The organism is Paenibacillus sp. FW101-FHT12H11, assembly GCF_058790355.1.
The window spans coordinates 240,432-260,637 of sequence record NZ_JBYTCO010000008.1 but is presented as its reverse complement, the minus strand read 5'-3'; the positions used below and the strand labels follow the sequence as shown (position 1 = coordinate 260,637).

The following is a 20,206-nucleotide window of genomic DNA, read 5'->3' as shown; positions in this document are numbered from 1 at the left end:
GATTATGGTTAGAGAAACAACAATAGGCTCCAGAGTGTTCGATCTTTTCCTTATCGTGCTGCTGGTTGGCATCGCCCTTTTGTGTGTGCTTCCTCTCTGGTACACGCTGGCTGTTTCGTTAAGCGACAATGCGGCAGCGTCCTCGGGGCAGGTCAGTTTCTGGCCGGTGGGATTTAACTTGAATTCCTATCATGAAATTATGGGCGACAGCAAATTTTTCAATTCCTTTTGGATCTCGATTCAGCGTGTTGTTCTGGGATCGACCCTGAACTTTGTTATTATTGTGTTGATGGGGTATCCTTTATCCAAAAATACCAAAGATTTGCCGTTTCGCAATGTCTTGATGTGGATTTTGGTATTCACGATGTTATTTAACGGCGGCTTGATTCCTTGGTATCAAACGGTTAAATCGCTAGGTCTGATTAATAATATCTGGGCGTTAGTCCTTGGGAACAGCGTTCCGATCTTCAGTGTTATTCTGGTCATTAACTATTTCCGGAATTTGCCGAAGGAATTGGAGGAAGCGGCACTCGTCGACGGTGCAGGTCCTTGGTATATGCTTGTAAAAATATTCATCCCGCTGGCTGTGCCTGTACTCGCGACTGTGACTTTGTTCAGTATCGTTTATCACTGGAATGAGTTCTTTAACGGTCTGGTGTTGATGTCGAATGCGGATCATTATCCGCTGCAGACCTACATTCAACAGCTGGTTGTTATTGTGGATGCCAACACCATGACTGCGGAGCAGATTCAGAAGATGAGCGAGCTTTCCAACCAGACGTTGAATGCGGCGAAAATCTTTATTGCGATGATCCCGGTGCTTGTCATCTACCCGTTCTTGCAGCGCTTTTTCATCCATGGGATTACGCTTGGTTCTGTGAAAGAGTAATGAGAGATTTTAAAATGGCTGGCTCTGTGTAAACAGAGCAGCCGTTTTGTGTTATATGGGGGTGGTTTTCCCTTTATCCGGTTGGGCGGTGTCTCAGACGGACTCCCCTTGCAGCACATGATGGTCGATCAATGTCTCGGCCGGCACTTCCTCATCGTTAATGCGGCGAATTAATAAATCTGCGAGCTTCGTACCGATTTCGTTCACATTATAATCCACCGTTGTGAGAGAGGGATTGATATATTTTAGAAACTCAATATTATCGAACCCCATGAGTCCGACTTGGTCGGGCACGCGGATTTTACGTGCTTTCAGCCATTTCAAGACCTCCAATGCATACACATCGCTGGAGCAGAGGATGGAGCATTTGCTGTCCATTGTTTCCATTAATGTTTCTAATTCCGTTAAATATTGTTTCTGTGCAATGATGTTAAACCGCATATCCGGAATCTCCGCACAGGCTTGCACGAAACCTTGATATCGCTGCTCGGGCACATAAATATTCTCTTTGCCTTTGCGCATCAAGGGAGGGCTTAAATAGATGAGATGGCGGTAGCCTTGTTCGGCAAGAAAGGCAACAGAGTCACAAATCGCCTGTTTATCGTTAATCCAAATATAAGGAAACGGACTGGTAAGCCGGTTGCCGAATGTTACAATCGGTGTGCGTGAACGAAGAAGGAAAGACTCGAACTTTTTGTTGTCATTTGCCGGCAGCAAGGCAATGCCGTCGACACGACGATCCAACAAATTGTTGATATATTCCATTTCGAGCTCCTTGTCCCGATTGGAAAGCACCAAATAAACGATATAGCCTCGTTTCCGAGCCTCAGCCTCGAAGGCATGGAAGAGCTGGGAGAAAATTTGGTTATGGATGTCGAATAACACGATGCCGAGTGTTTTCGTATGTCCTTTGACAAGGCTCTGAGCCAAGAAATGCGGTCGGTAGCCAAGCTCTTCTGCGACGCGCATGATCTTATCGCGTGTGTCCGGATGAATGCCGGGACGGTTGTTTAATGCGCGATCTACGGTCCCTCTGGTAACGCCGCACAATTCGGCGATTTGTTTGCTGGTAACGTTCATAGGCATGGACCTCCGTGAAAGGCTCTAGTGGTCTAATCGTAGCTTATCTCGGCGTGCAGGTCAAGATACGTGCTCGTGAACGTAAAGCGGGTGCATGCATATAGGCACTAGGAACGAATTTTATTTAAAGCGTTTACAAAATGGGTCTTATTTGTTAAGATGAGTTCGTTCACGTGCACGATGCAAGTGAGTGGAGCTCCGATGCAGGATTAGCCGAAGCGGGGGACGCCCCGGATGGCACCGTTGCTTTGTTGCAAATTTTTTTAGTCTTTCCCGTGCACGTGCACGGGTTTGGACATGGACCATGAATCGCAACGTAGAAAGGCATCAGCCGCACCGATTATGCCAATACGGGAGAGCGGCGTCACATTCTTTTAAGGATGGTGTCCTGTATGAAAAAGGTTTGGGTCTTCGTATTCATTTTTGCACTCGGGTGGTCACTTGTTGCATGCAGCTCCAATTCAACACCAGCTTCATCGAAATCAAGCAAAGCGGAATTAACGCTAGTATGGAGTAAAAATGAAGCCTCTGATGAGCAGTTAACGAATATTTTGGCCGAATTCAATAAGCAAAACCCGGATATCACGGTCAAAAGGGTGGAAGTCGTCAGCAGCGGTTGGGCGGACTATTTCAATAAAATTCAGACGATGATCGCCGGCGGTAAATCACCTGACGTCATTCGCGTTGCCATCGAAGGCATTCAAATGTTTGCGAAGCAGGATTTGCTTCTCCCGTTGGATACCTACATGAAAGCCGATCCGGCTGCACTTGACAACTACAATGATTTGCATCCGAAACTTCAGTCGCCTTTTGTCATCGACAAAAAAACGTACGGTTTTGTCTGGGACTGGAATAATGTCGTCATGCATTTTAATACCGATATGCTCAAGCAGGCCGGCTTGTCTATGCCAAATAAAGGCTGGACGAAGGACGACTTTCTCCAATACGCGCAGAAGCTGACCACGGAAAAAGACGGCAAAAAACAATACGGATTTGCAATTCCGAATTATTATTTCGGCGCTTCTGCGTGGTTGTTTAACAATAACGCAAGCGTTCTGAATGACGAGATGACCACCAGTAAATTAGACGATCCGAACGCCATCGAAATGATGCAGTTTTTCCAGGATCTCATTTACAAATATAAAGTGGCTCCGGTTCCAGGGCCAAAGGATGATCAAATTCAGATGCTCATGAATGGTCAGGTAGCGATGATATCGGCTGGCAAATGGCCATTCGGCACGTATGACAAAAATAAATTTACGAATATCGATGTGCAGTTCTTGCCGACGTTCAAGACGAACAAAGTCATTTTTGGTTCCGGAGCGTTCCCTGTCCTCAAATCCACGAAATATCCGGAGGCCGCCTATAAGCTTTCAGCTTTCTTGAGCGGTGTCTACTCACAGAAAACGACGCTTTCCAATACTTCAATTCCGACACGCATTTCCGTCATGAACGAAGTACTGCCGAAAACACCGGCTCAAAACTGGAAAGTATATGCAGAAAGCGCCGATGTCGCCAAAGCGGTAGAAGCGCCTATGCAATATGGCGAAATTCAAGGTGTATTCGACCGTCACGTATCGGAGATCCTGTCTAATCAATCCGATGCGGCGACAGCCATGAAAAAGGCCAAACAAGAAATCGACGCTATCCTGAAAAAATGACGCCGAATCGTTGGCAGTCCGTCGGCGATCCGGAGGGATCGCCCGGCTCCGCGGTTCATGGGAGGAGTCTAGCGTGGGAACCTATCGCAAGATGTCTAATACTGTTGTCGGCTTGTTATTTCTGGCGCCAGCGTTGTTATTTTTTGTACTCTTCATTGGCGAACCGGTTGTAGCGACTCTTTATTTAAGCTTTACGAAATATAACGTGATCACGCCGGCCAAATGGATCGGTTTTGACAATATCAAGCATTTGTTCGCGGATGATCGTTTATGGATGACGTATGGAAATACGCTCAAATATGTATTGATTTTAACCCCTATGCATGCGATTCTCGGTTTATTGATTGCTTTGGCGGTCAATCGGAATATCGGCAAAGGGTGGAAATATTTGTACCGTACGATATTTTATTTCCCTGTACTCGCGACTTCGGCGGCAGTTGCGGTCGCTTGGCAGTTCATTTTCAGCAAGGATTTTGGCATCCTGAATTTCTTGTTAGGCAAATTTGGTGTCAGTCCCATTGCCTGGATGCAGTCCCCGCAGTGGGTTTATGTGGCTGTAGCGATCTATAGTTTCTGGAAATTTATTGGTAATGCGTTCCTGTATTACTTAATCGGGCTTCAAAGCATACCTGCTGCACTGTATGAAGCCGCCGAAATTGACGGAGCGAATAAGACACAGCGCTTTTTTTCCATCACGCTGCCGATGCTTTCGCCAACGATTTTCTTTGTCTTGGTGACGACATTAATTGGGGCGACCCAAATCTTTGATGAGCCGTACCTCATTACATCGGGCGGACCAGGAGACGCTTCGCGTTCCGTGAATATGTATATTTATGAAGTGGCGTTCCAGCATCATGAGATGGGGTATGCCTCTACACTCTCGCTCAGCTTGTTCTTAATCATCTTATGTGTGACGGTCTTTCAATTTTCGATTAGCAAGAAATGGGTCAACTATGACAGGGATTAAGAGAGGAGTTGATACAAGTGGAGGCTTCCAATCTTCAAGCAGCAGGAACCGGGACCAAAATGGGCGCCATACGGGGGTTAGGGCCGGGACGCATTCTGCTGGACGGCGTGCTGCTGCTCTTATCCTTTCTAATGCTGACCCCGTTCCTGTGGATCTTCTCCACCTCGCTGCGGCTGCCAAAGGATTCGTTTTCGCTGCCGCCTGCCATCTTTCCCACAGCGTGGCATATTGGCAACTACGCCGAGGTGTTTGCGAAGGTACCGTTTTTCGATTTTATTACCAACAGTTTAAAAATTTGCTTAGTCATCGTGCTGGGACATATTTTTATCTCCAGCATGGCGGCCTTTGCCTTTTCCCGCATCGCTTTCCCGGGACGCAATGCGCTATTTCTCATTTTTCTATCCGGGCTTATGATTCCGGGGCAAGTAACGATCATCCCGCAGTTTATTCTGATGTCGAAGCTGGGACTCGTTGACACGCATCTGGCGCTTATTTTGCCGGGACTTATTAATCCTTTCGGCATTTTCATGATTCGGCAGACGATGATGTCGATCTCCAGCGCGTATGATGAAGCCGCCTATATGGATGGAGCCAGCCGGATTTGGGTGTTTCTGAAGGTCATCCTTCCGATGTCCTATCCAGCAGTTGCCGTCACTTCGGTTATCAGCTTCATCGGCCATTGGAACGATTTTTTCCGACCGCTTATTTTTCTGAATTCGTTTGAGAAAATGACGCTGCCGATCGGGATGACCGCATTAACCGGAGCTTTTGGAACCGGGAACCTTTCCGCCATTCTGGCAGGGGTGACATTGTCGCTCATCGTGCCACTGCTTTTTTACATATTCGGACAAAAATATTTGCTCGATGGCATCACTGCGGGTGGACTTAAAGTGTAAGTGAGTACAATGAACGATTTTATATCATGAGGAGTTTGAGGAGGGCGTTCTATGAGTACGAATCAGTCAAATGCGCAATTTGGTATGGAGAAAAATTTTGAATATACAGGTGCCAAAACGAATCAAATCTCGTTTCCGCTTGGTGGCATCGGGACGGGCAGCATTGGACTGGCCGGGAATGGCCGGCTGATCGATTGGGAGATTTTTAATCGTCCGAACAAGCTAAGTTTTAACGGATTTTCCTTTTTTGCTGTAAAAGCGGAGCGTCAAGGCGAGGTGATCCTGACCAAAGTGTTGAACGGGAATTTGCAAACACCTTATACCGGCGAAGGAAAAGGGAAATTCGAGGGCTACGGCTACGGTCCTAGACGGGAGAATATGTCGGGATTTCCGCATTTTAAAAATACGTCGTTTCGTGGAGAATTTCCATTTGCAGAAATAGCGTTCGATGATCACGATGATCCCATTCATGTCAAGTTGACGGCTTTCAATCCGTTCATCCCGCTGAACGATCGGGATTCGTCGATCCCGTGTGCGATTTTCGAATATGAAGTGACGAATCGCTCCACGGAAGAATTAGATCTCAGTGTGGTAGGCAACTTGACGAACCCTCTTCGCAAAGGAGCCATAAACGAAGCAACGGAGGTAGATGGCAGACGAGCGATTCGGATGTCCTCTGTTCAATATACGGAGGATGAAGCGGATTTCGGCGATATGACGCTGCTTGCCGATCATGATGATGTCAGTTATCAGTCTTATTGGTTCCGTGGAAGCTGGTTCGATAACTTGACCGTGTTCTGGAAAGATTTCCGCCGACCAGGCCGCTTTCAGGAGCGAAATTATGAATCATCAAGTAAATTAGATCCGAGAAGAGTGCACGAAAAGCATCAGGATGTCGGCTTGCTAAGCGGGCATCGTACGGTACCGGCAGGCGGTAAAGCGACGTTTCGCTTCATCCTTACATGGAGTTTTCCAAATTATGTTAACTTCTGGAATCCTGGCGGCGATCAACTGCCTTCATGGAAAAATTATTATTCGACGCTATTTGAGGATTCGACCGCTACGGCTAAATACGTGATGACGAACTACGAGCGGCTTTATGCGGAGTCGCGATTGTTTAAGGATACGTTGTTTGGGTCTACGCTGCCTGATACGGTCGTTGATGCCATTAGCAGTAATATTTCTATTTTAAAATCACCTACTGTACTGCGTTTAACCGATGGGACTCTGTACGGTTTTGAAGGCGTGCATACGAACGAAGGCTCGTGCGAAGGCTCTTGCACCCACGTATGGAATTACGAGCAAGCGACAGCTTTCCTGTTCCCGGCGCTGGCACGTTCGATGCGGAAGATTGACTATACGTATGCCCAGTTTGAAAATGGGAAAATGGCGTTCCGCCTCATGCTGCCCGCAGAGCGGACAACACGCGATAACAAGTTCAGAGCCGCTGCCGATGGTCAAATGGGCGGTATCATAAAGTCATATCGCGAATGGAAAGTGTCCGGCGATACAGCGTGGCTGCGCTCTCTGTGGCCTAACATTCGCAAAGCGCTCGAGTTTGCCTGGGAGCCGACCAACGAAGATCAGTGGGATGCCGACAAAGACGGCGTGATGGAAGGGCGGCAGCACCATACGCTCGATATGGAGCTGTTCGGGCCGAATTCCTGGCTGACAAGTATGTACCTGGCGGCTTTGAAAGCTGCAGCCGAGATGGCGAATGCGCTGGGAGAGCCGGAGACAGCGGCGGAGTACGATGCAATCAGGCTCAAAGGATCGGCATGGACGAATGAGCATTTGTTCAATGGGCGCTATTTTCATCAAATGGTTGATCTCAAAGACCGATCCGTGCTCGAAAAGTATGGAGCAGAAGCGGTGTATTGGAATGAAGAGGCAGGGGAGCACAAATATCAGATCGGTGAGGGCTGTGGCATTGATCAGGTGTTAGGACAGTGGTTTGCCCATCTGGTTGGCTTAGGGTACGTGCTGGATTCGGAGAAAGTAAAACGTGCGGTCCATTCCATCTATGAGAACAACTTTATTGAACAATTAGGCGACCACCCGAATGCATGCCGCATTTATGGGTTAAACGACGAGGCGGGTCTCGTCATCTGCTCATGGCCTGATGCGAACTCTCCGATCGTGCCTGTTCCTTACGCGGAAGAATGCATGAATGGCTTTGAATATCAGGCTGCTTGCCATATGATCTATGAAGGATATGTAACGGAAGGGCTGCGTGTGGTGAAGGCGATTCGCGACAGGTATGACGGCGAACGCCGCAATCCGTGGAATGAATTCGAGTGCGGCAGCAATTATGCCCGCTCTATGGCTTCTTTCGGTTTACTGCTGGCGCTAAGCGGATTCGAGTATGATATGGTCGAAGGACATATTGGTTTTAGTCCGAAGTGGCAAGTAGATGAGTTCAGCAGTTTCTGGAGCTTGAATGACGGATGGGGTGAGTTCCGCAGCGTTAATGGACAGCTGGAGCTGGAGGTTAAAATGGGAACACTGACGTTATCCAGCTTTGGCAGCGAGTTGTTGAAGGGGCGCGACATTCAGAGCGTCTTGCTTGGAGGGAACGAAGTAGCCGCAGACCATGCGGAGGGGAAAGTATTATTTAAAGAAAAGATCACTCTTGATCCGTTATCTACTCTTATCGTAAAGTTTTAGTATCAAGGTAGGTGATTCGTCTATGGAAGCTAATCAAGTTATTCAATCGGCTGTAGAGCAGCTGCAAAAAGTAGGAGGAATCGCTGCAATTGTGTTAGGCGGTTCACGTGCTTGCGGTACCGAAAAACCGGAGTCGGATATTGACATCGGTGTCTACTACCGGCTAGAGCAGCCGATTGACGTTGCAGCTTTGGAGAAAGCTGCGGAGTCATTGGATGACCAGCACCGCAGCGGTCTTATCACGCCGATCGGCGGTTGGGGGCCATGGATCAATGGCGGCGGCTGGCTTAGCAGCGGAGGCTTTCCCTTGGATGTGCTGTATCGGGATGCCGCCAAAGTGTCAGGCATCATTGAGGATTGCCGGCACGGCCGGATCGATATTCATTATCAGCCGGGCCATCCGCATGGCTTCTGCACATCGATCTACATGGGCGAAGTCGCGCGCTGCCGGCCGCTCTGGGATCCGGAGGGTCTCGTCGCTAAGATGAAGGCGAAGACCGTGCCGTACCCGGAAGCGCTGCGGCAAGCGACCCTTGCGAAGTTTATGTGGGAAGCGGATTTTTCCATCGCTAACGCTAAAAAGGCTTTTGGGCGTAACGATGTTTCTTACGCAGCGGGGCATCTGTTTCGAACGGTAAGCTGCCTTGTTCAAGTATTGTTCGCGTGCAATGGGCAATATTTGCTGAACGAAAAAGGAGCCGTCGCCCAGTGCAGTCAATTTGCAGCAGCACCTGCTGATTTCGAGAAGCGAATCCAGGAGGGATTCGCTTCCATGACAGCCGATCGCGCGGATTTAACGAGGGCGATTGCTTCTTTTGCGGCGCTTGCCGGCGAGGTACAGGCGATGGCTAAGCTTTAACGCCGATTCCTACTGCTATTTGTTGCGATTATGCCACTTTTTTCCTAAGCAGCTGGATTTATTGGTGATAATTATGCCAAGTATAACCAATTCTCGTCTCCTACCGATGAATTGAGCTGGAGCTTCTACCGTTATTTCGTTCCTTGCTCTTGAGCAGGGAAGATTAACGGTAGTTTTTCCATCTACCGTAGCTTGCGGCGTCTTAGTGGATTGTCCGCTCGAAGCAATGACAGCATTTTCGGTCAAAGTGAGGAGCTGCCTATCATACTGACTGTTTGTATCACATAGCGGAACCTGAGGGTGCTATTTCTGCCCTATTGTTTCATTTCAAATTCTTGGGGAACTACTCCTTGGTGCCACACTTTACTATATTGCAGTTTGTACAACCAAATGGGAGTATATCTGGCTTTTTACTCGTCTATGTTGTAGTTTATACAACCATTTCGCGTGAGATGGGCACTTTTTTGTCATTTAGGGTTAAAATGATTGTATTTTGTGCAATGAAGATGAGATTGCAGCGGAAAAAGCGTCTGTATGTTGTAAAGAATACAACGGGGAGATGGCTTTAATGTTTTCATTGGGTTGGAGGTGAAGCTGCAACCCAGTGCAGCCAATTTGCAGCATCACCTGCTGATTTCGAGAAGCGGATCCAGGAGGGATTCGCTTGCCTGACAGCCGATCGCGCGGATTTAACGAGGACGATTGCTTCTTTTGCGGCGCTTGCCGGTGAGGGACAGGCGATTGCTAAGCTCGGATGCCGATTCCTACTGCTAATTGCTGCGATTATGCCACTTTTTTCCTAAGTAGCTGGATTTATTGGCGCTAATTATGCCAAGTATAACCAATTCTCGTCTCCTACCGATGAATTGAGCTGGAGCTTCTACCGTTATTTCGATCCTTGCTCTTGAGCAGGGAAGATTAACGGTAGTTTTTCCATCTACCGTAGCTTGCGGCGTCTTAGTGGATTGTCCGCTCGAAGCAATGACAGCATTTTCGGTCAAAGTGAGGAGCTGCCTATCATACTGACTGTTTGTATCACATAGCGGAACCTGAGGGCGCTATTTCTGCCTTATTGTTCCATTTCAAATTCTTGGGGAACTACAGGGCTTTATTTCAACATTTTTGGCTGACTTTCAGCCCAATCCGTTGAAATAAGAGACCATATTTCCCCTGCGTACGTAAAAGGGGCTATTTTGCAGAAATAGCGCCCTGTAGTTCCCCACGGCCGAGCCTCAACCTCGGCTTCAGGCACTGGTCCCCGCCGTCCCGCCGTCCCGCCGTCCCGCCGTCCCGCCGCCCCCGCCAGCGGCTCCAGTATAATTTGTCTTTGGCAGGTGAAGTGAAAGTTGGCTGATCTGGTGAGTAGTGTGATGGGATGGTGCGACGGGTCTAACATGAGGCCAGACAGTGTTTAGTCGGTTAAGTTTCAGTGTTTAGCCGGTTAGGTTTTCTCTTAAAATTTCCTTTACAAAAAAGGTTTTGACCTTAGGCAAATTCATGTAAAATATAACTTAGAAAGAGAGAGTAATGAGAAGGAGAGATTCACTATGGCTGTGTTGGATATTAAGGTTGATGACTTAACGGGTCCTGAGGTAAGGGAATTAATTCTGGAGCATCTGAAAGGAATGTCAGAGCTTTCACCACCGGAAAGCATGCATGCCCTGAATATTGATGGGCTCAAAAAACCGGAAGTTACGTTCTGGAGTGCATGGGACCAAGGACAATTAGCAGGCTGCGGCGCAATGAAAGAACTTGAACCCGGACACGGTGAGATAAAATCCATGCGAACTTCTTCTGCACATCTTAGAAAAGGGGTTGCGAAACAGCTTCTTGAGCACATCATCGGGGAAGCCAAGCGACGTGGTTATCAGCGGTTAAGTCTGGAAACTGGCTCCTTCGAAGCCTTTGAGCCGGCAAGAAAACTGTATGAGAAATCGGGTTTCGAGTACTGCGAGCCGTTTGCGGATTACACCGAAGACCCTCTTAGCTCATTTATGACGTTGAAATTATAGAAAAAAAGGCTGTTGGACCATAGATTGAACAGGTCTGGACAGCCTTTTTTAGTCGATAAGAAAGTATAAGTTTTATACTTTGCCTCGCATCTACGCTCGTCAGCATCTACGCTCGTCCTGAAAGGACGACGAAGTCGTTTATCCTTATGCCGCGCTTTAAGGCGTTTTCGAATAAACGAAAAATCCGCTTCTTTTTTCCCAACCCGCAGCCGTCCAGAAAGAATGGCCCAGATCATTATTTTCGAGGACAAAAATGTGACATTTCTCAATGCCTATTTCTCTTAGCTGAGCAAGACTCGCTTCTACAAGCCGATGACCAATCCTTTGTTTGCGATATTCCGGATTTACTGCTAAATGATAGATAAACCCTCTTCTGCCATCGTGCCCAGCCAGAATAGTTCCAACCACCTGATTGTCCGCTTGGCAAACGAAACAAAATCCTTTATTTCGGTGCAGATAACTCGCGATGTTAGGTTTAGAATCCGCCTCGCTTAATACAAGACCTTCAATCTGATTCCAGAGTAAAAAGGCTTGCTCATAATCTTCGATTGTCATTTCTCGAATAAGGGACACCGATGCATTCTCCTTTGAATAGTACTTATATGAACTCTATTTATTATCAGAGATTGTACTCTTTTATCTGCAGGATTGCTAGAACGATTTACAGCCTAAAGGATCTAAGGTAATCTATGGATAGCAGGAGGTGGCGATATTCTTTGCCTTTCATTAAGACAATACTGCGTCAATTTGCTCAGTATAAATTATTATCTGTTGTATTCATAGGCAGTATTTTCATCGAAATTGCGTATTCCGTTGCTTCACCCTTAAGTTTGAAATATTTGGTAGATGACGCTTTCACGCCTAAGGATCTTCACGCGTTCATTTTCATTCTTGCGGTGCTGCTCAGCGGGGGGTTATTGAATATTTGTGCAAGCGCTTTTGGCGACTACTCGTTAGGCAAGCTCAGCGGGGAAATGATCCGAAAGATGCGCAGTGAGCTGTTTGACCATATGCAAAAGCAATCGCTCCCTTTTTATCAACGGTTCAAGGTTGGTGATTTGGTTACTCGGTTTGCGGCCGATATGGGTGCAATGGAGAAAGTCGTGCGCATATCGTATCCTTTTCTGATGAAGGAAACGTTAAGTGTGACGCTCGGTCTTGTCATGCTTTTTTCAATCAATTGGAAGTTAACTCTTGCTATGCTGGCTGGGTCTTCACTCATGTTTATCGGGCCGAAATTGCTGCAGGGGCGTGCGGAGGCTGCCAACACAGGATACAAGGAAGCGCAGGAGCATTTCGCCAATACGATTGACGAGATGGTCAAAGGGCACAAAACGATCAAAGGCCTTCACTTGCAGGTGATTATCCGAGATCGTGCGCGCAAACAGATGAACGACTTATTCTCTTTCGGGTTCAAGCTGCATATGGCCGGGGCCTTGATTGAACGGCTGCCGCTCACGGCGCTGCTCATTCTGAACGGTATCATGATTGGTTTCGGTGGGTATTTAATATTTAATGACGATATTACGGTTGGCGGTTTTATGGCGTTTTTTACATTGTTTTTATCGGTAGGTCAATCTGTTACAAATTTATCGGTCCTTATTCCAAATCTCATTGATTCGAGTATCAGTTTCCGCCGGGTGAAGGAGCTATTGGAGCAGCAGCCTGATGTTCCTGACGCGGAGAATCCTGTCCCGTTATCATCATCTTTTACTTCCATTCAGATGGATCGGGTGACGTTTGGATATAACGTTGAATCGCATCAATTGAAGGAAGTGAGCATGCGTATTACGGAAGGCATGTATGTGGCTTTCGTAGGGCCTAGCGGATCTGGCAAAAGCACGGCTTTACAGCTGCTATCACGGTTTTATGATCCGAACCAGGGGGCCATCTCAATCAATGATTGCGATCTGCGCCAAGCAAGTGAAGCGTCGCTAAGAAAGCTGTCTACGCTTGTTGCGCAGGATACATTTCTGTTTAACGCTTCGATTCGTGATAATTTGCTGATAAATAATGAAGCTGCGACGGAAGCAGAAATGATAGAAGCGGCGAAGCAGGCGCGGATCCACGATACTATTGTTAACTGGTCAGATGGATACGACACGCAGATTCACCACGAAGGGGGCTCTCTGTCGGGTGGAGAGCGGCAGCGACTGTCCATTGCTAGAGCACTTCTGCGGAAGCCGAAATTATTGCTGCTCGATGAAGTCACATCGGCGTTGGATCCGGCGACGGAGGCCGATATTAATGAGTTAATAGCGCAAAGCCGGAAAGACAAAACGATTATTTCCGTTACACATAGACTGGCTTCAGTCGCGCATGCCGATGTCATTTATGTATTTCAAGACGGTCGGATCATCGAATGCGGCACCCATCAAGAGCTTCTGGATCAAAAGGGGGAGTATGCGAATCTTTGGGAGAAACAGATCGGGTTTCATCTATCTCACGATGGTCTACATGCGACTGTGGATGTCAATCGGCTCGCTAAACTGCCGTTCTTTCAAGGTATTGAGCCAGCGCTTTTAAGTGATATCGCTACCTTGTTCTCAACAGAAACGTGCAAGGAAGGCGAAGTCATCGTTCGTGAGGGTGAAGAGGGGAATAAATGCTACATTATCGTTCGAGGCAAATTTGAAATTGTGAAAAATATCCAGGACAAAGGCGAGATACGTGTTGCCGTTCTGCAGGATGGCGATCATTTCGGGGAAGTTGCCCTGCTCCGCAACACGCTAAGGAATGCAACAGTGAAGGCACTGAGTCCTGCGGTACTGCTATCGGTCAGACGAGAGGCTTTTCACCGGTTGACGGCACAGTATCCACAAATTTTACAAACGTTGCAGATGACATTATTAAGCCGCATGTAGAGGATTCGTTGCGGAAGGAGTGAAGATTAACGTTATGACGGTTAATATTTACAAACGTTGCGTCACTGATGATGATTTGGCTAAAGTGAGTTTGTTCATTCTGGAAAACCGGCGGGATATGCATCCATCGTATTCGGCCACCGACACGATAACGATGTTGTATTCGTTCATCAAGTATGGTCAGTTGATTCAGGTGGTGGATCAAAACGAACAGCGTATTATTGCGGCAAGTGCTTATTACCTTGGGACACCAGAGCACGATTACGAAGATAAGCACATCGCTTTTGTAGAGATGGCCATAGCCGACCGTGCGTATCGAGGATCAAGGCTCTTCATTAAGGGATTGCGTTTCTTGGTAAGCGAGATTATGTCCGACAATCCGGACGTTCAGGAAGTGAGATTCGCAGCGCTTGCAGACAATGTATATTTATGTAGATTGTATGCGAGATTTGCGGACACGAGCCAGGAAGCGGATAGCGAATTAGGGAAACAAATGAAATTTGGTGTCAAAATTAACAATCTGAGGGGTTTCTTAGATAAATTCATAAAGGTATAATATCTATATGACAGACAACTACCCTTGATAAGGAGGCGTTATGCATGATCGTAATTCCACCAAGCATTAATAAAGATACGAAAAAAGGCGGCGGTTTCGGTAAAATCGTCAAGGACAACGAGAATTTGCGAGCTAATCCGGTTTAATGGGTTTCGAATTCCGCACGTGTAAGTTCGAGATGGATTTCGAAGCTTACATCCGTTTTTTGATTCAGCAGCAAGCCTGTTTAAACTTGCCGTACCCTTTCGCGATGAAGCTTGCTTTCATGGGCAGTCCGCTACACTTCGGGCATGCCATGCTGATTATCCACGATGAGACTTACGATATCGTAGGTGCGGCAGGCTTCGTGTACGGCACAGGGGCAAATGATTATGAAGATCGAGAGATTTGTCAGGTCGAGATTGCCTTTATTTTGGAACACTATCGGCGTACACCGTTATTTCTGCGTGGTTTTGAGGCGTTATTGAGCCTTATTAAAGCTGGTAACCCAGACGTAAAGCAGCTCCAGTTCTGGAGTTCTACTGACAATAAGGAGATACAGTCAATTGTTTCTAGGTGGAGCAGCTTGCCTGGATTTCACTCATCAGTTGTGAATGATTTAACTTTCTACAAGTTTTCATTCGATGAGTTGGAAGCTTATTGCAGGCGAATTGGAAGAGAGCATTGAAAACTATCGCTATAGTTGTTATTATGTTTTCATACAAGTAACTGTGTGTGACTGGCGGAACATGGGGAACCATGAGGGAGCACACAGATAATCAGCCGTACGCCTGGGCAGAGGTAAGGGGATATCCCCTTACCTTTTTGCGTTTCAAATTTACTCAAAAGGGATGATGGAAATGTCAGCAGAAACATTAATCTTGGATGGTAACCGGGTCGCAGACGCCATGAAGGCATCACTGAACAACAGAATCAAAAACTTGTCCGATCAAGGCATCGTTCCTTGTTTAGCGACCGTGTTGGTCGGCGACGATCCTGCTTCGGCGACTTACGTACGGATGAAAGGAAACGCGTGCAAGCGACTGGGGATTCAATCCATTCGTGTAGTTCTTCCTGAACACACGACGACGGAGGAGTTAATTGCAGCCATTCACAAGCTTAATGATGACAACAGCGTGCATGGGATTTTGTTGCAACACCCGGTCCCGAAGCATATCGATGAAAGAGCAGCTTTTGAGGCGATTCATATCGATAAAGATGTCGATGGCGTCACGACGTTGGGATTTGCTCAAAATGCTTTTGGATTTGCCGAGTTCCCATCCTGTACGCCGGCGGCGATTATGGCCATTATAGATTATTATGAAATTCAGGTCGAAGGCAAACATGCTGTTGTTATTGGAAGAAGTCCAATTCTCGGCAAACCCGTCTCACTAATGCTGCTAAATAAGAACGCAACCGTTACGACCTGCCACTCGAAAACAACGAATTTGGCCGATATCGTGCGTCTGGGAGATATTGTTGTAGCTGCCGTGGGTAAACCCCGCTTTGTTCAAGGTGATTGGCTAAAACCAGGCGCAATTGTCTTAGATGCAGGTTACAATCCAGGAAACGTTGGTGATGTTGATTATGAGGCTTGTTGTGAGGTGGCTTCGGCTATAACACCGGTTCCTGCCGGGGTTGGTCCAGTGACCATTGCAACCTTGCTCAAACATACGGTCGATGCGGCTGAAAACATAGCTAACAAGCGACAAGCGTAGAGCGCCCCGAGCCTGCAAGTTTTGTAAACATCATATTTTCACCAACAACTGGTCATACTAGTGGATCTAGAGTAAAGAGGTGAAATCATGTTATTTAACATTATTGCAGGCTTTTTAATCCCCTGGGTGTTTGGCATTTATTTGTATAGAAAGTCTCGAACTATTGTGTTATTCATCTTTCCAATTACTGTCGTGATATCTGGCTTAATCAACGATACAGGGTACTATTTGGATTTTTGGGATTTCACCCCTTTGATTGAGAATGATGAGACGCTTTCAGCACTGCCGCTTGATATTGGGCTTTATCCCGTTATGGCCGGTTATTTGATTTATTGGATTCGAAAAAATAATCGGTATACACTTCTGAAAATAGGCTGTTTTTGCTTGGCTACGACTGCGCTGGAATATTTGGCGTTTATTTTTGGGAAAGTAGAATACAGCAATCATTGGAATATTGGTTGGACCTTTGTATCCTATCTACTTGCATATAGCCTAGTCAATTTGTATTACAGGCTTTTGGTAAGATACGGTTATTGGAAATGAAAAACGTTTAATTGCTCTTCGGGCCAGTGGCCAGAGGGAGTTGTTAAGCGTTTTTTTGTTGTTTTCCCTTGAGGAATAATTTGGATCAACCTGCTAAAAATATTTCTGAACGATTTGAAAAGGGGGCAACCGATGAAAATTAAAATGTTGTTCATTAGCCTGGTGATTTCAGTCTTATGCGCTAATGTCGGATATGCTGAACCAAAGCAATCTATACAAGCTGCTTTTGTGCGCGGCGGCGATCTATGGGTCAAAAAAGACGATAAGGAGCTGCAAGTTACGTTACATCAAAAGGTAAGCGAGCCCAAATGGTCGGCAGATGGAAAGTTCATTGCCTACTCACTTGCCCTAGGAGAACAGCAGCATGAGATATGGGTGTACAGCTTGGAGGCGAAAAAACATAATCGCGTCTATCCAGGCGGCGACAATTTTCAGTGGTCTCCCAATAGGAATGATCTTGCTTTTAAAATAGATGGCGTTCTGAATACCACAAAGATTGGCCGCGATAAAGTGGAACCCTTTAAGAATGTAACTCTGGGTGTGGATAACTACTCATGGGTACCTGATGGCAGTGGATTTCTGGTATCTTCACCTGCTCAGCTCAGGCCATCCGGTTGGACGAATGTGGAATTGTATATGGTTCCGGCCGACGCCAAAATGGATCCCAACAAGAGTAAGCATTTTTATACGCTTCCTACGGAGTCACCTGGCTTTTTCGCTGTTGGCACAAGCGTATTCAAATGGTCCAGTGATAAAAAGTGGATCTCGTTTATAGCGCATCCTACGGCATCTTTGTCGGCGGACGGTAATGCGTTATGCGTGTTGTCTTCGGATGGCGAACAGTTCCAGCAATTGGATAACATGCTTCACTACCCGCAATGGTTTGCCTGGTCGCCTACGAAGGCAAGGCTCGCCTATATTGCAGGGGAAGGCCGAGTTGCCGTGCAGAATAAGCATTTGAAGCTCAAGGATCTGCCCGCTCTGAAACCGGCTTCTTATACGCCTCAAGGATATGCGGATCGTGATTTTACATGGGAAAACGATCGCATGATCATTGTTTCTAGGTCCAAGGAATCCAAAGAGGATGCTGTATGGCCGCTTCCCGCTTTATATCAGCTGAGCCTTTCAAATAAAGAGCAGAAGCAGCTCACACATCCTCCGGAAAATAACGGGGACTTCGGTCCGTACATGCTAAGGAAGAGTAATAGACTAACCTGGATCCGTTCAGACGGAAACCATGCGGAAGTATGGAGCTCGAATCCGGATGGAAACAAAGCAGAGATCTTGATTTCCCAATTGGATGTAGGCGTTTCTTATTATGGATGGAGTAACTGGAGCACTGTTTTAGCTTGGTATGACCCTCACCGATAGCATTAATTTACATGCTGCCCGTTCACTTTTCCAGCGTTCGGGTTGTTGTATTTTTATGAGATTTGGAATAACATTAAACGATAAATAATAGGGTTAATCTCCATGAAAAGGACTTCCAGATGAACGAAATATCGCTTGATTTTCTGACGATTTTATTACCGTCCTACATGTTTTTTTATATGGCTATTTCCATGTATGCCCGGAATAAACAAAACCTGGTGAACCGCGTGGCCTCGCTGCTTATGCTTTCATTACTCTTTTATTTTCTAGGTGAATATATCAAGACAGCGCTTTTTCCGAAGTATGAGAGTTTGATTGTGCTTTTTTGGAATGCTCCTATGCTGCTATTAACGATTAGCAACCTTGTGCATCTTAGTGTGCTTGTTGCGGGTAAGACGAGTTCGACAATAAGACAATTTGTCTTATGGATATATGTAACTCCACTGCTTTCTTTGGCGTTGATGCTGCTGATCTTTGGTCCTCAACATCTCTATCAGCCAAGGGTAGATGGACCTAGTCCTTTAAGCCCACTTATGCTTGGTTTAGCGGTTTTTTTTGTAGGAAGTTATATTTTATTATCCGTAGGTATTTTGTTAATTGCCTGGCTGACTACCCAACTTGTGAAACGTAAAAAGATGCTCATAAGGCTTTTAGCGGGATTACTATCGCTTTTTTCCTGGATACTTATTGTGACTTTCGTTCTGTCTCTAGCCGTTATTACGAGTTCAGTTTCTATTGCTCTTTATTTTTCTGGAACTCTTCTGTGGGTGGTGTCGCTTAGAAGGCTCATTACGAAATACGACTTTTTGCCCAGTTACCGCGATCTGTTTCACACCTTGTTCCAATCCGCTCCGACCGCAATCTTCCTTCTGGATCTAGCGGGGATTGTCAAAGAGATGAATCCGCGCGCGAAGAGTTTGTTTGGCTTACTTACGGAAGACATGGAGCGCATCGATGTGATCTCAAGTCTATCGTTTTACGATGATACGAGTTTCAAAGATCGGTGGAACGAGTTTCAGATGAATGAAACCAAGAATAGGCAGTGGGAAATGAAACTGAACATTGAAGATCAGGCGCAGTTGGATATGATTGTCAGCATGGAGAATATCGAAGGGGCGGAGGAAGGGATGGTCATCCTGAATATGACGGACATCACCTCCCTGAAAGCTACGGAACGCCAGCTGGTTGAGTCGGAAAGGAAGTATCGCCATTTGGCTTATCATGATCCACTCACGGGGCTCTTGAATCGGGCTGCCATGCAGGAGCATGCGAACCTTAAAATAGCTGCGGGCGAGCCGTTTGCACTCATTTTAATAGACTTGGATAATTTCAAAACCGTGAACGATACGCATGGGCACTTGATTGGCGATGACTATTTAAAACATATCGCGGATTTGTTGGAACTGCATGCAAGGCCAGGAGATCTAGCGGGAAGAATCGGCGGGGACGAATTTGTCCTGTTGATGCCTTTCGATTCGGCCCACATGCAAGTGTACGAGGAAGCACATTCTCGCTTATCCCCGCTTTCTGCCAATCCATTTCGCATCCATAAGAAGTCGATTCCCGTTTCTTTTAGCGCTGGAGTGAGTCTATTCGCCGACCATGCTTCGGATCTTACAGGGTTGCTGCAAAAGGCGGACGAGGCCATGTATGAGGTGAAGAGGAGCGGGAAGAATGCGATTTCTGTTGCCCGTAAAGGAGTAGGGAATACGAAATAAACAGAGGTTGTCTTACAAGGTAAATTACCTTGTGGACAGCCTTTTTATTTTGTAAATATTGGTGAATAGTAGGCGGTTTTATCATTTGAAATTTCACACCTTTATCAAAGAAATAGTTTACATAAACTTTATATGTTCAATAAAAAGTCACAAATGAGCATGCAAATTATCCTGCATATGCAAAATTAACATGAGAAAAATTGACCAACGCAAGCGTTCTATCCCTTCGATTTTGCGTAAAAAGGACTAAATGAATACGAGTGTATGTGAAAATTCGTCATTCAGTTTTACAAATTCAACATGTTTCTCTTCCTTTGAATGTATTGAACGAAACTTTGTTAAGTCTTATAGTACCGTATTGTAAAAAGGTTAGTTAGGAGGGAAAAAGAAGTAGGGAAAAGTAGGGCTCGGTAAATTAAGCGCTTC

Annotated in this window: 16 protein-coding genes and 1 riboswitch; of the genes, 14 read left to right on the top strand and 2 right to left on the bottom strand. The window is 46.3% G+C overall.

Annotation, left to right across the window (positions count from 1 at the left end; genetic code table 11):
* Positions 1-4 precede the first annotated feature (4 nt).
* Entirely contained in the window at positions 5-889 is an 885-nt protein-coding gene (locus AC3WTJ_RS25560) for a carbohydrate ABC transporter permease (RefSeq protein ID WP_127450379.1), read from the top strand.
* 93 nt (positions 890-982) lie between these two features.
* Here the strand turns inward: AC3WTJ_RS25560 and AC3WTJ_RS25555 are convergent, their stop codons facing one another.
* A complete protein-coding gene (locus AC3WTJ_RS25555; protein WP_492524216.1) occupies positions 983-1,969 on the bottom strand; it encodes a LacI family DNA-binding transcriptional regulator in 987 nt (328 codons plus the stop codon).
* 392 nt (positions 1,970-2,361) lie between these two features.
* Here AC3WTJ_RS25555 and AC3WTJ_RS25550 point away from each other — a divergent pair, with 392 nt between their 5' ends.
* The 6 genes from AC3WTJ_RS25550 (at position 2,362) to AC3WTJ_RS25525 (ending at position 11,031) form a co-directional block, all read left to right on the top strand.
* A complete protein-coding gene (locus tag AC3WTJ_RS25550) occupies positions 2,362-3,630 on the top strand; it encodes an ABC transporter substrate-binding protein (RefSeq protein ID WP_492524215.1) in 1,269 nt (422 codons plus the stop codon).
* A 73-nt stretch (positions 3,631-3,703) separates the two neighbouring features.
* Positions 3,704-4,597, top strand: a complete 894-nt coding sequence (locus AC3WTJ_RS25545) for a carbohydrate ABC transporter permease (protein WP_492524214.1) — start codon at positions 3,704-3,706, stop codon at positions 4,595-4,597.
* 17 nt (positions 4,598-4,614) lie between these two features.
* Positions 4,615-5,493: a carbohydrate ABC transporter permease gene (locus AC3WTJ_RS25540; protein WP_492524213.1), complete on the top strand. Its 879-nt coding sequence runs from the start codon at positions 4,615-4,617 to the stop codon at positions 5,491-5,493.
* Between the two features lie 51 nt (positions 5,494-5,544).
* Positions 5,545-8,160, top strand: coding sequence for a GH116 family glycosyl-hydrolase (locus AC3WTJ_RS25535; RefSeq protein ID WP_492524212.1), 2,616 nt, complete (start codon positions 5,545-5,547; stop codon positions 8,158-8,160).
* A gap of 22 nt (positions 8,161-8,182) precedes the next feature.
* A complete protein-coding gene (locus AC3WTJ_RS25530) occupies positions 8,183-9,019 on the top strand; it encodes a nucleotidyltransferase domain-containing protein (protein ID WP_492524211.1) in 837 nt (278 codons plus the stop codon).
* Positions 9,020-10,575: 1,556 nt separating this feature from the next.
* The gene (locus AC3WTJ_RS25525) at positions 10,576-11,031 is read left to right on the top strand and encodes a GNAT family N-acetyltransferase (protein WP_492524309.1); all 456 of its coding nucleotides are present in this window, start codon (positions 10,576-10,578) and stop codon (positions 11,029-11,031) included.
* Positions 11,032-11,187: 156 nt separating this feature from the next.
* Here AC3WTJ_RS25525 and AC3WTJ_RS25520 read toward each other — a convergent pair whose 3' ends face one another.
* A complete protein-coding gene (locus AC3WTJ_RS25520; protein WP_492524210.1) occupies positions 11,188-11,604 on the bottom strand; it encodes a GNAT family N-acetyltransferase in 417 nt (138 codons plus the stop codon).
* Positions 11,605-11,747: 143 nt separating this feature from the next.
* On the opposite strand from AC3WTJ_RS25520, the gene AC3WTJ_RS25515 reads away from it, so the two are divergent.
* From AC3WTJ_RS25515 to AC3WTJ_RS25485, 7 genes are all read left to right on the top strand, one after another.
* Entirely contained in the window at positions 11,748-13,895 is a 2,148-nt protein-coding gene (locus tag AC3WTJ_RS25515) for an ABC transporter transmembrane domain-containing protein (RefSeq protein ID WP_492524209.1), read from the top strand.
* Positions 13,896-13,929: 34 nt separating this feature from the next.
* Positions 13,930-14,451 carry a hypothetical protein gene (locus AC3WTJ_RS25510; RefSeq protein ID WP_492524208.1) on the top strand — a complete coding sequence of 174 codons (522 nt, stop codon included), beginning with the start codon at positions 13,930-13,932 and terminating at the stop codon, positions 14,449-14,451.
* A 178-nt stretch (positions 14,452-14,629) separates the two neighbouring features.
* Entirely contained in the window at positions 14,630-15,118 is a 489-nt protein-coding gene (locus AC3WTJ_RS25505) for a hypothetical protein (RefSeq protein WP_492524207.1), read from the top strand.
* A gap of 37 nt (positions 15,119-15,155) precedes the next feature.
* A riboswitch (ZMP/ZTP riboswitch) is annotated at positions 15,156-15,234 on the top strand.
* A gap of 56 nt (positions 15,235-15,290) precedes the next feature.
* Positions 15,291-16,148 carry a bifunctional 5,10-methylenetetrahydrofolate dehydrogenase/5,10-methenyltetrahydrofolate cyclohydrolase gene (locus AC3WTJ_RS25500; RefSeq protein ID WP_492524206.1) on the top strand — a complete coding sequence of 286 codons (858 nt, stop codon included), beginning with the start codon at positions 15,291-15,293 and terminating at the stop codon, positions 16,146-16,148.
* Between the two features lie 87 nt (positions 16,149-16,235).
* Entirely contained in the window at positions 16,236-16,691 is a 456-nt protein-coding gene (locus tag AC3WTJ_RS25495) for a CBO0543 family protein (RefSeq protein WP_492524205.1), read from the top strand.
* A 132-nt stretch (positions 16,692-16,823) separates the two neighbouring features.
* On the top strand, positions 16,824-18,062 hold the full coding sequence (locus AC3WTJ_RS25490; RefSeq protein ID WP_492524204.1) for a TolB family protein: 1,239 nt from the start codon (positions 16,824-16,826) through the stop codon (positions 18,060-18,062).
* A gap of 119 nt (positions 18,063-18,181) precedes the next feature.
* Positions 18,182-19,780 (top strand): sensor domain-containing diguanylate cyclase, encoded by a 1,599-nt coding sequence (locus AC3WTJ_RS25485; RefSeq protein WP_492524203.1) that lies wholly within the window; start codon positions 18,182-18,184, stop codon positions 19,778-19,780.
* The last annotated feature ends 426 nt before the right edge of the window (positions 19,781-20,206 follow it).

Bases quoted from the DNA above. Each gene is read 5' to 3' on its own strand.
- AC3WTJ_RS25560 (WP_127450379.1), top strand. From the start codon at position 5: ATGGTTAGAGAAACAACAATAGGCTCCAGAGTGTTCGATCTTTTCCTT.
- AC3WTJ_RS25555 (WP_492524216.1), bottom strand. From the start codon at position 1,969: ATGAACGTTACCAGCAAACAAATCGCCGAATTGTGCGGCGTTACCAGA.
- AC3WTJ_RS25550 (WP_492524215.1), top strand. From the start codon at position 2,362: ATGAAAAAGGTTTGGGTCTTCGTATTCATTTTTGCACTCGGGTGGTCA.
- AC3WTJ_RS25535 (WP_492524212.1), top strand. From the start codon at position 5,545: ATGAGTACGAATCAGTCAAATGCGCAATTTGGTATGGAGAAAAATTTT.
- AC3WTJ_RS25530 (WP_492524211.1), top strand. From the start codon at position 8,183: ATGGAAGCTAATCAAGTTATTCAATCGGCTGTAGAGCAGCTGCAAAAA.
- AC3WTJ_RS25510 (WP_492524208.1), top strand. From the start codon at position 13,930: ATGACGGTTAATATTTACAAACGTTGCGTCACTGATGATGATTTGGCT.
- AC3WTJ_RS25505 (WP_492524207.1), top strand. From the start codon at position 14,630: ATGGATTTCGAAGCTTACATCCGTTTTTTGATTCAGCAGCAAGCCTGT.
- AC3WTJ_RS25500 (WP_492524206.1), top strand. From the start codon at position 15,291: ATGTCAGCAGAAACATTAATCTTGGATGGTAACCGGGTCGCAGACGCC.
- AC3WTJ_RS25495 (WP_492524205.1), top strand. From the start codon at position 16,236: ATGTTATTTAACATTATTGCAGGCTTTTTAATCCCCTGGGTGTTTGGC.
- AC3WTJ_RS25490 (WP_492524204.1), top strand. From the start codon at position 16,824: ATGAAAATTAAAATGTTGTTCATTAGCCTGGTGATTTCAGTCTTATGC.
- AC3WTJ_RS25485 (WP_492524203.1), top strand. From the start codon at position 18,182: ATGAACGAAATATCGCTTGATTTTCTGACGATTTTATTACCGTCCTAC.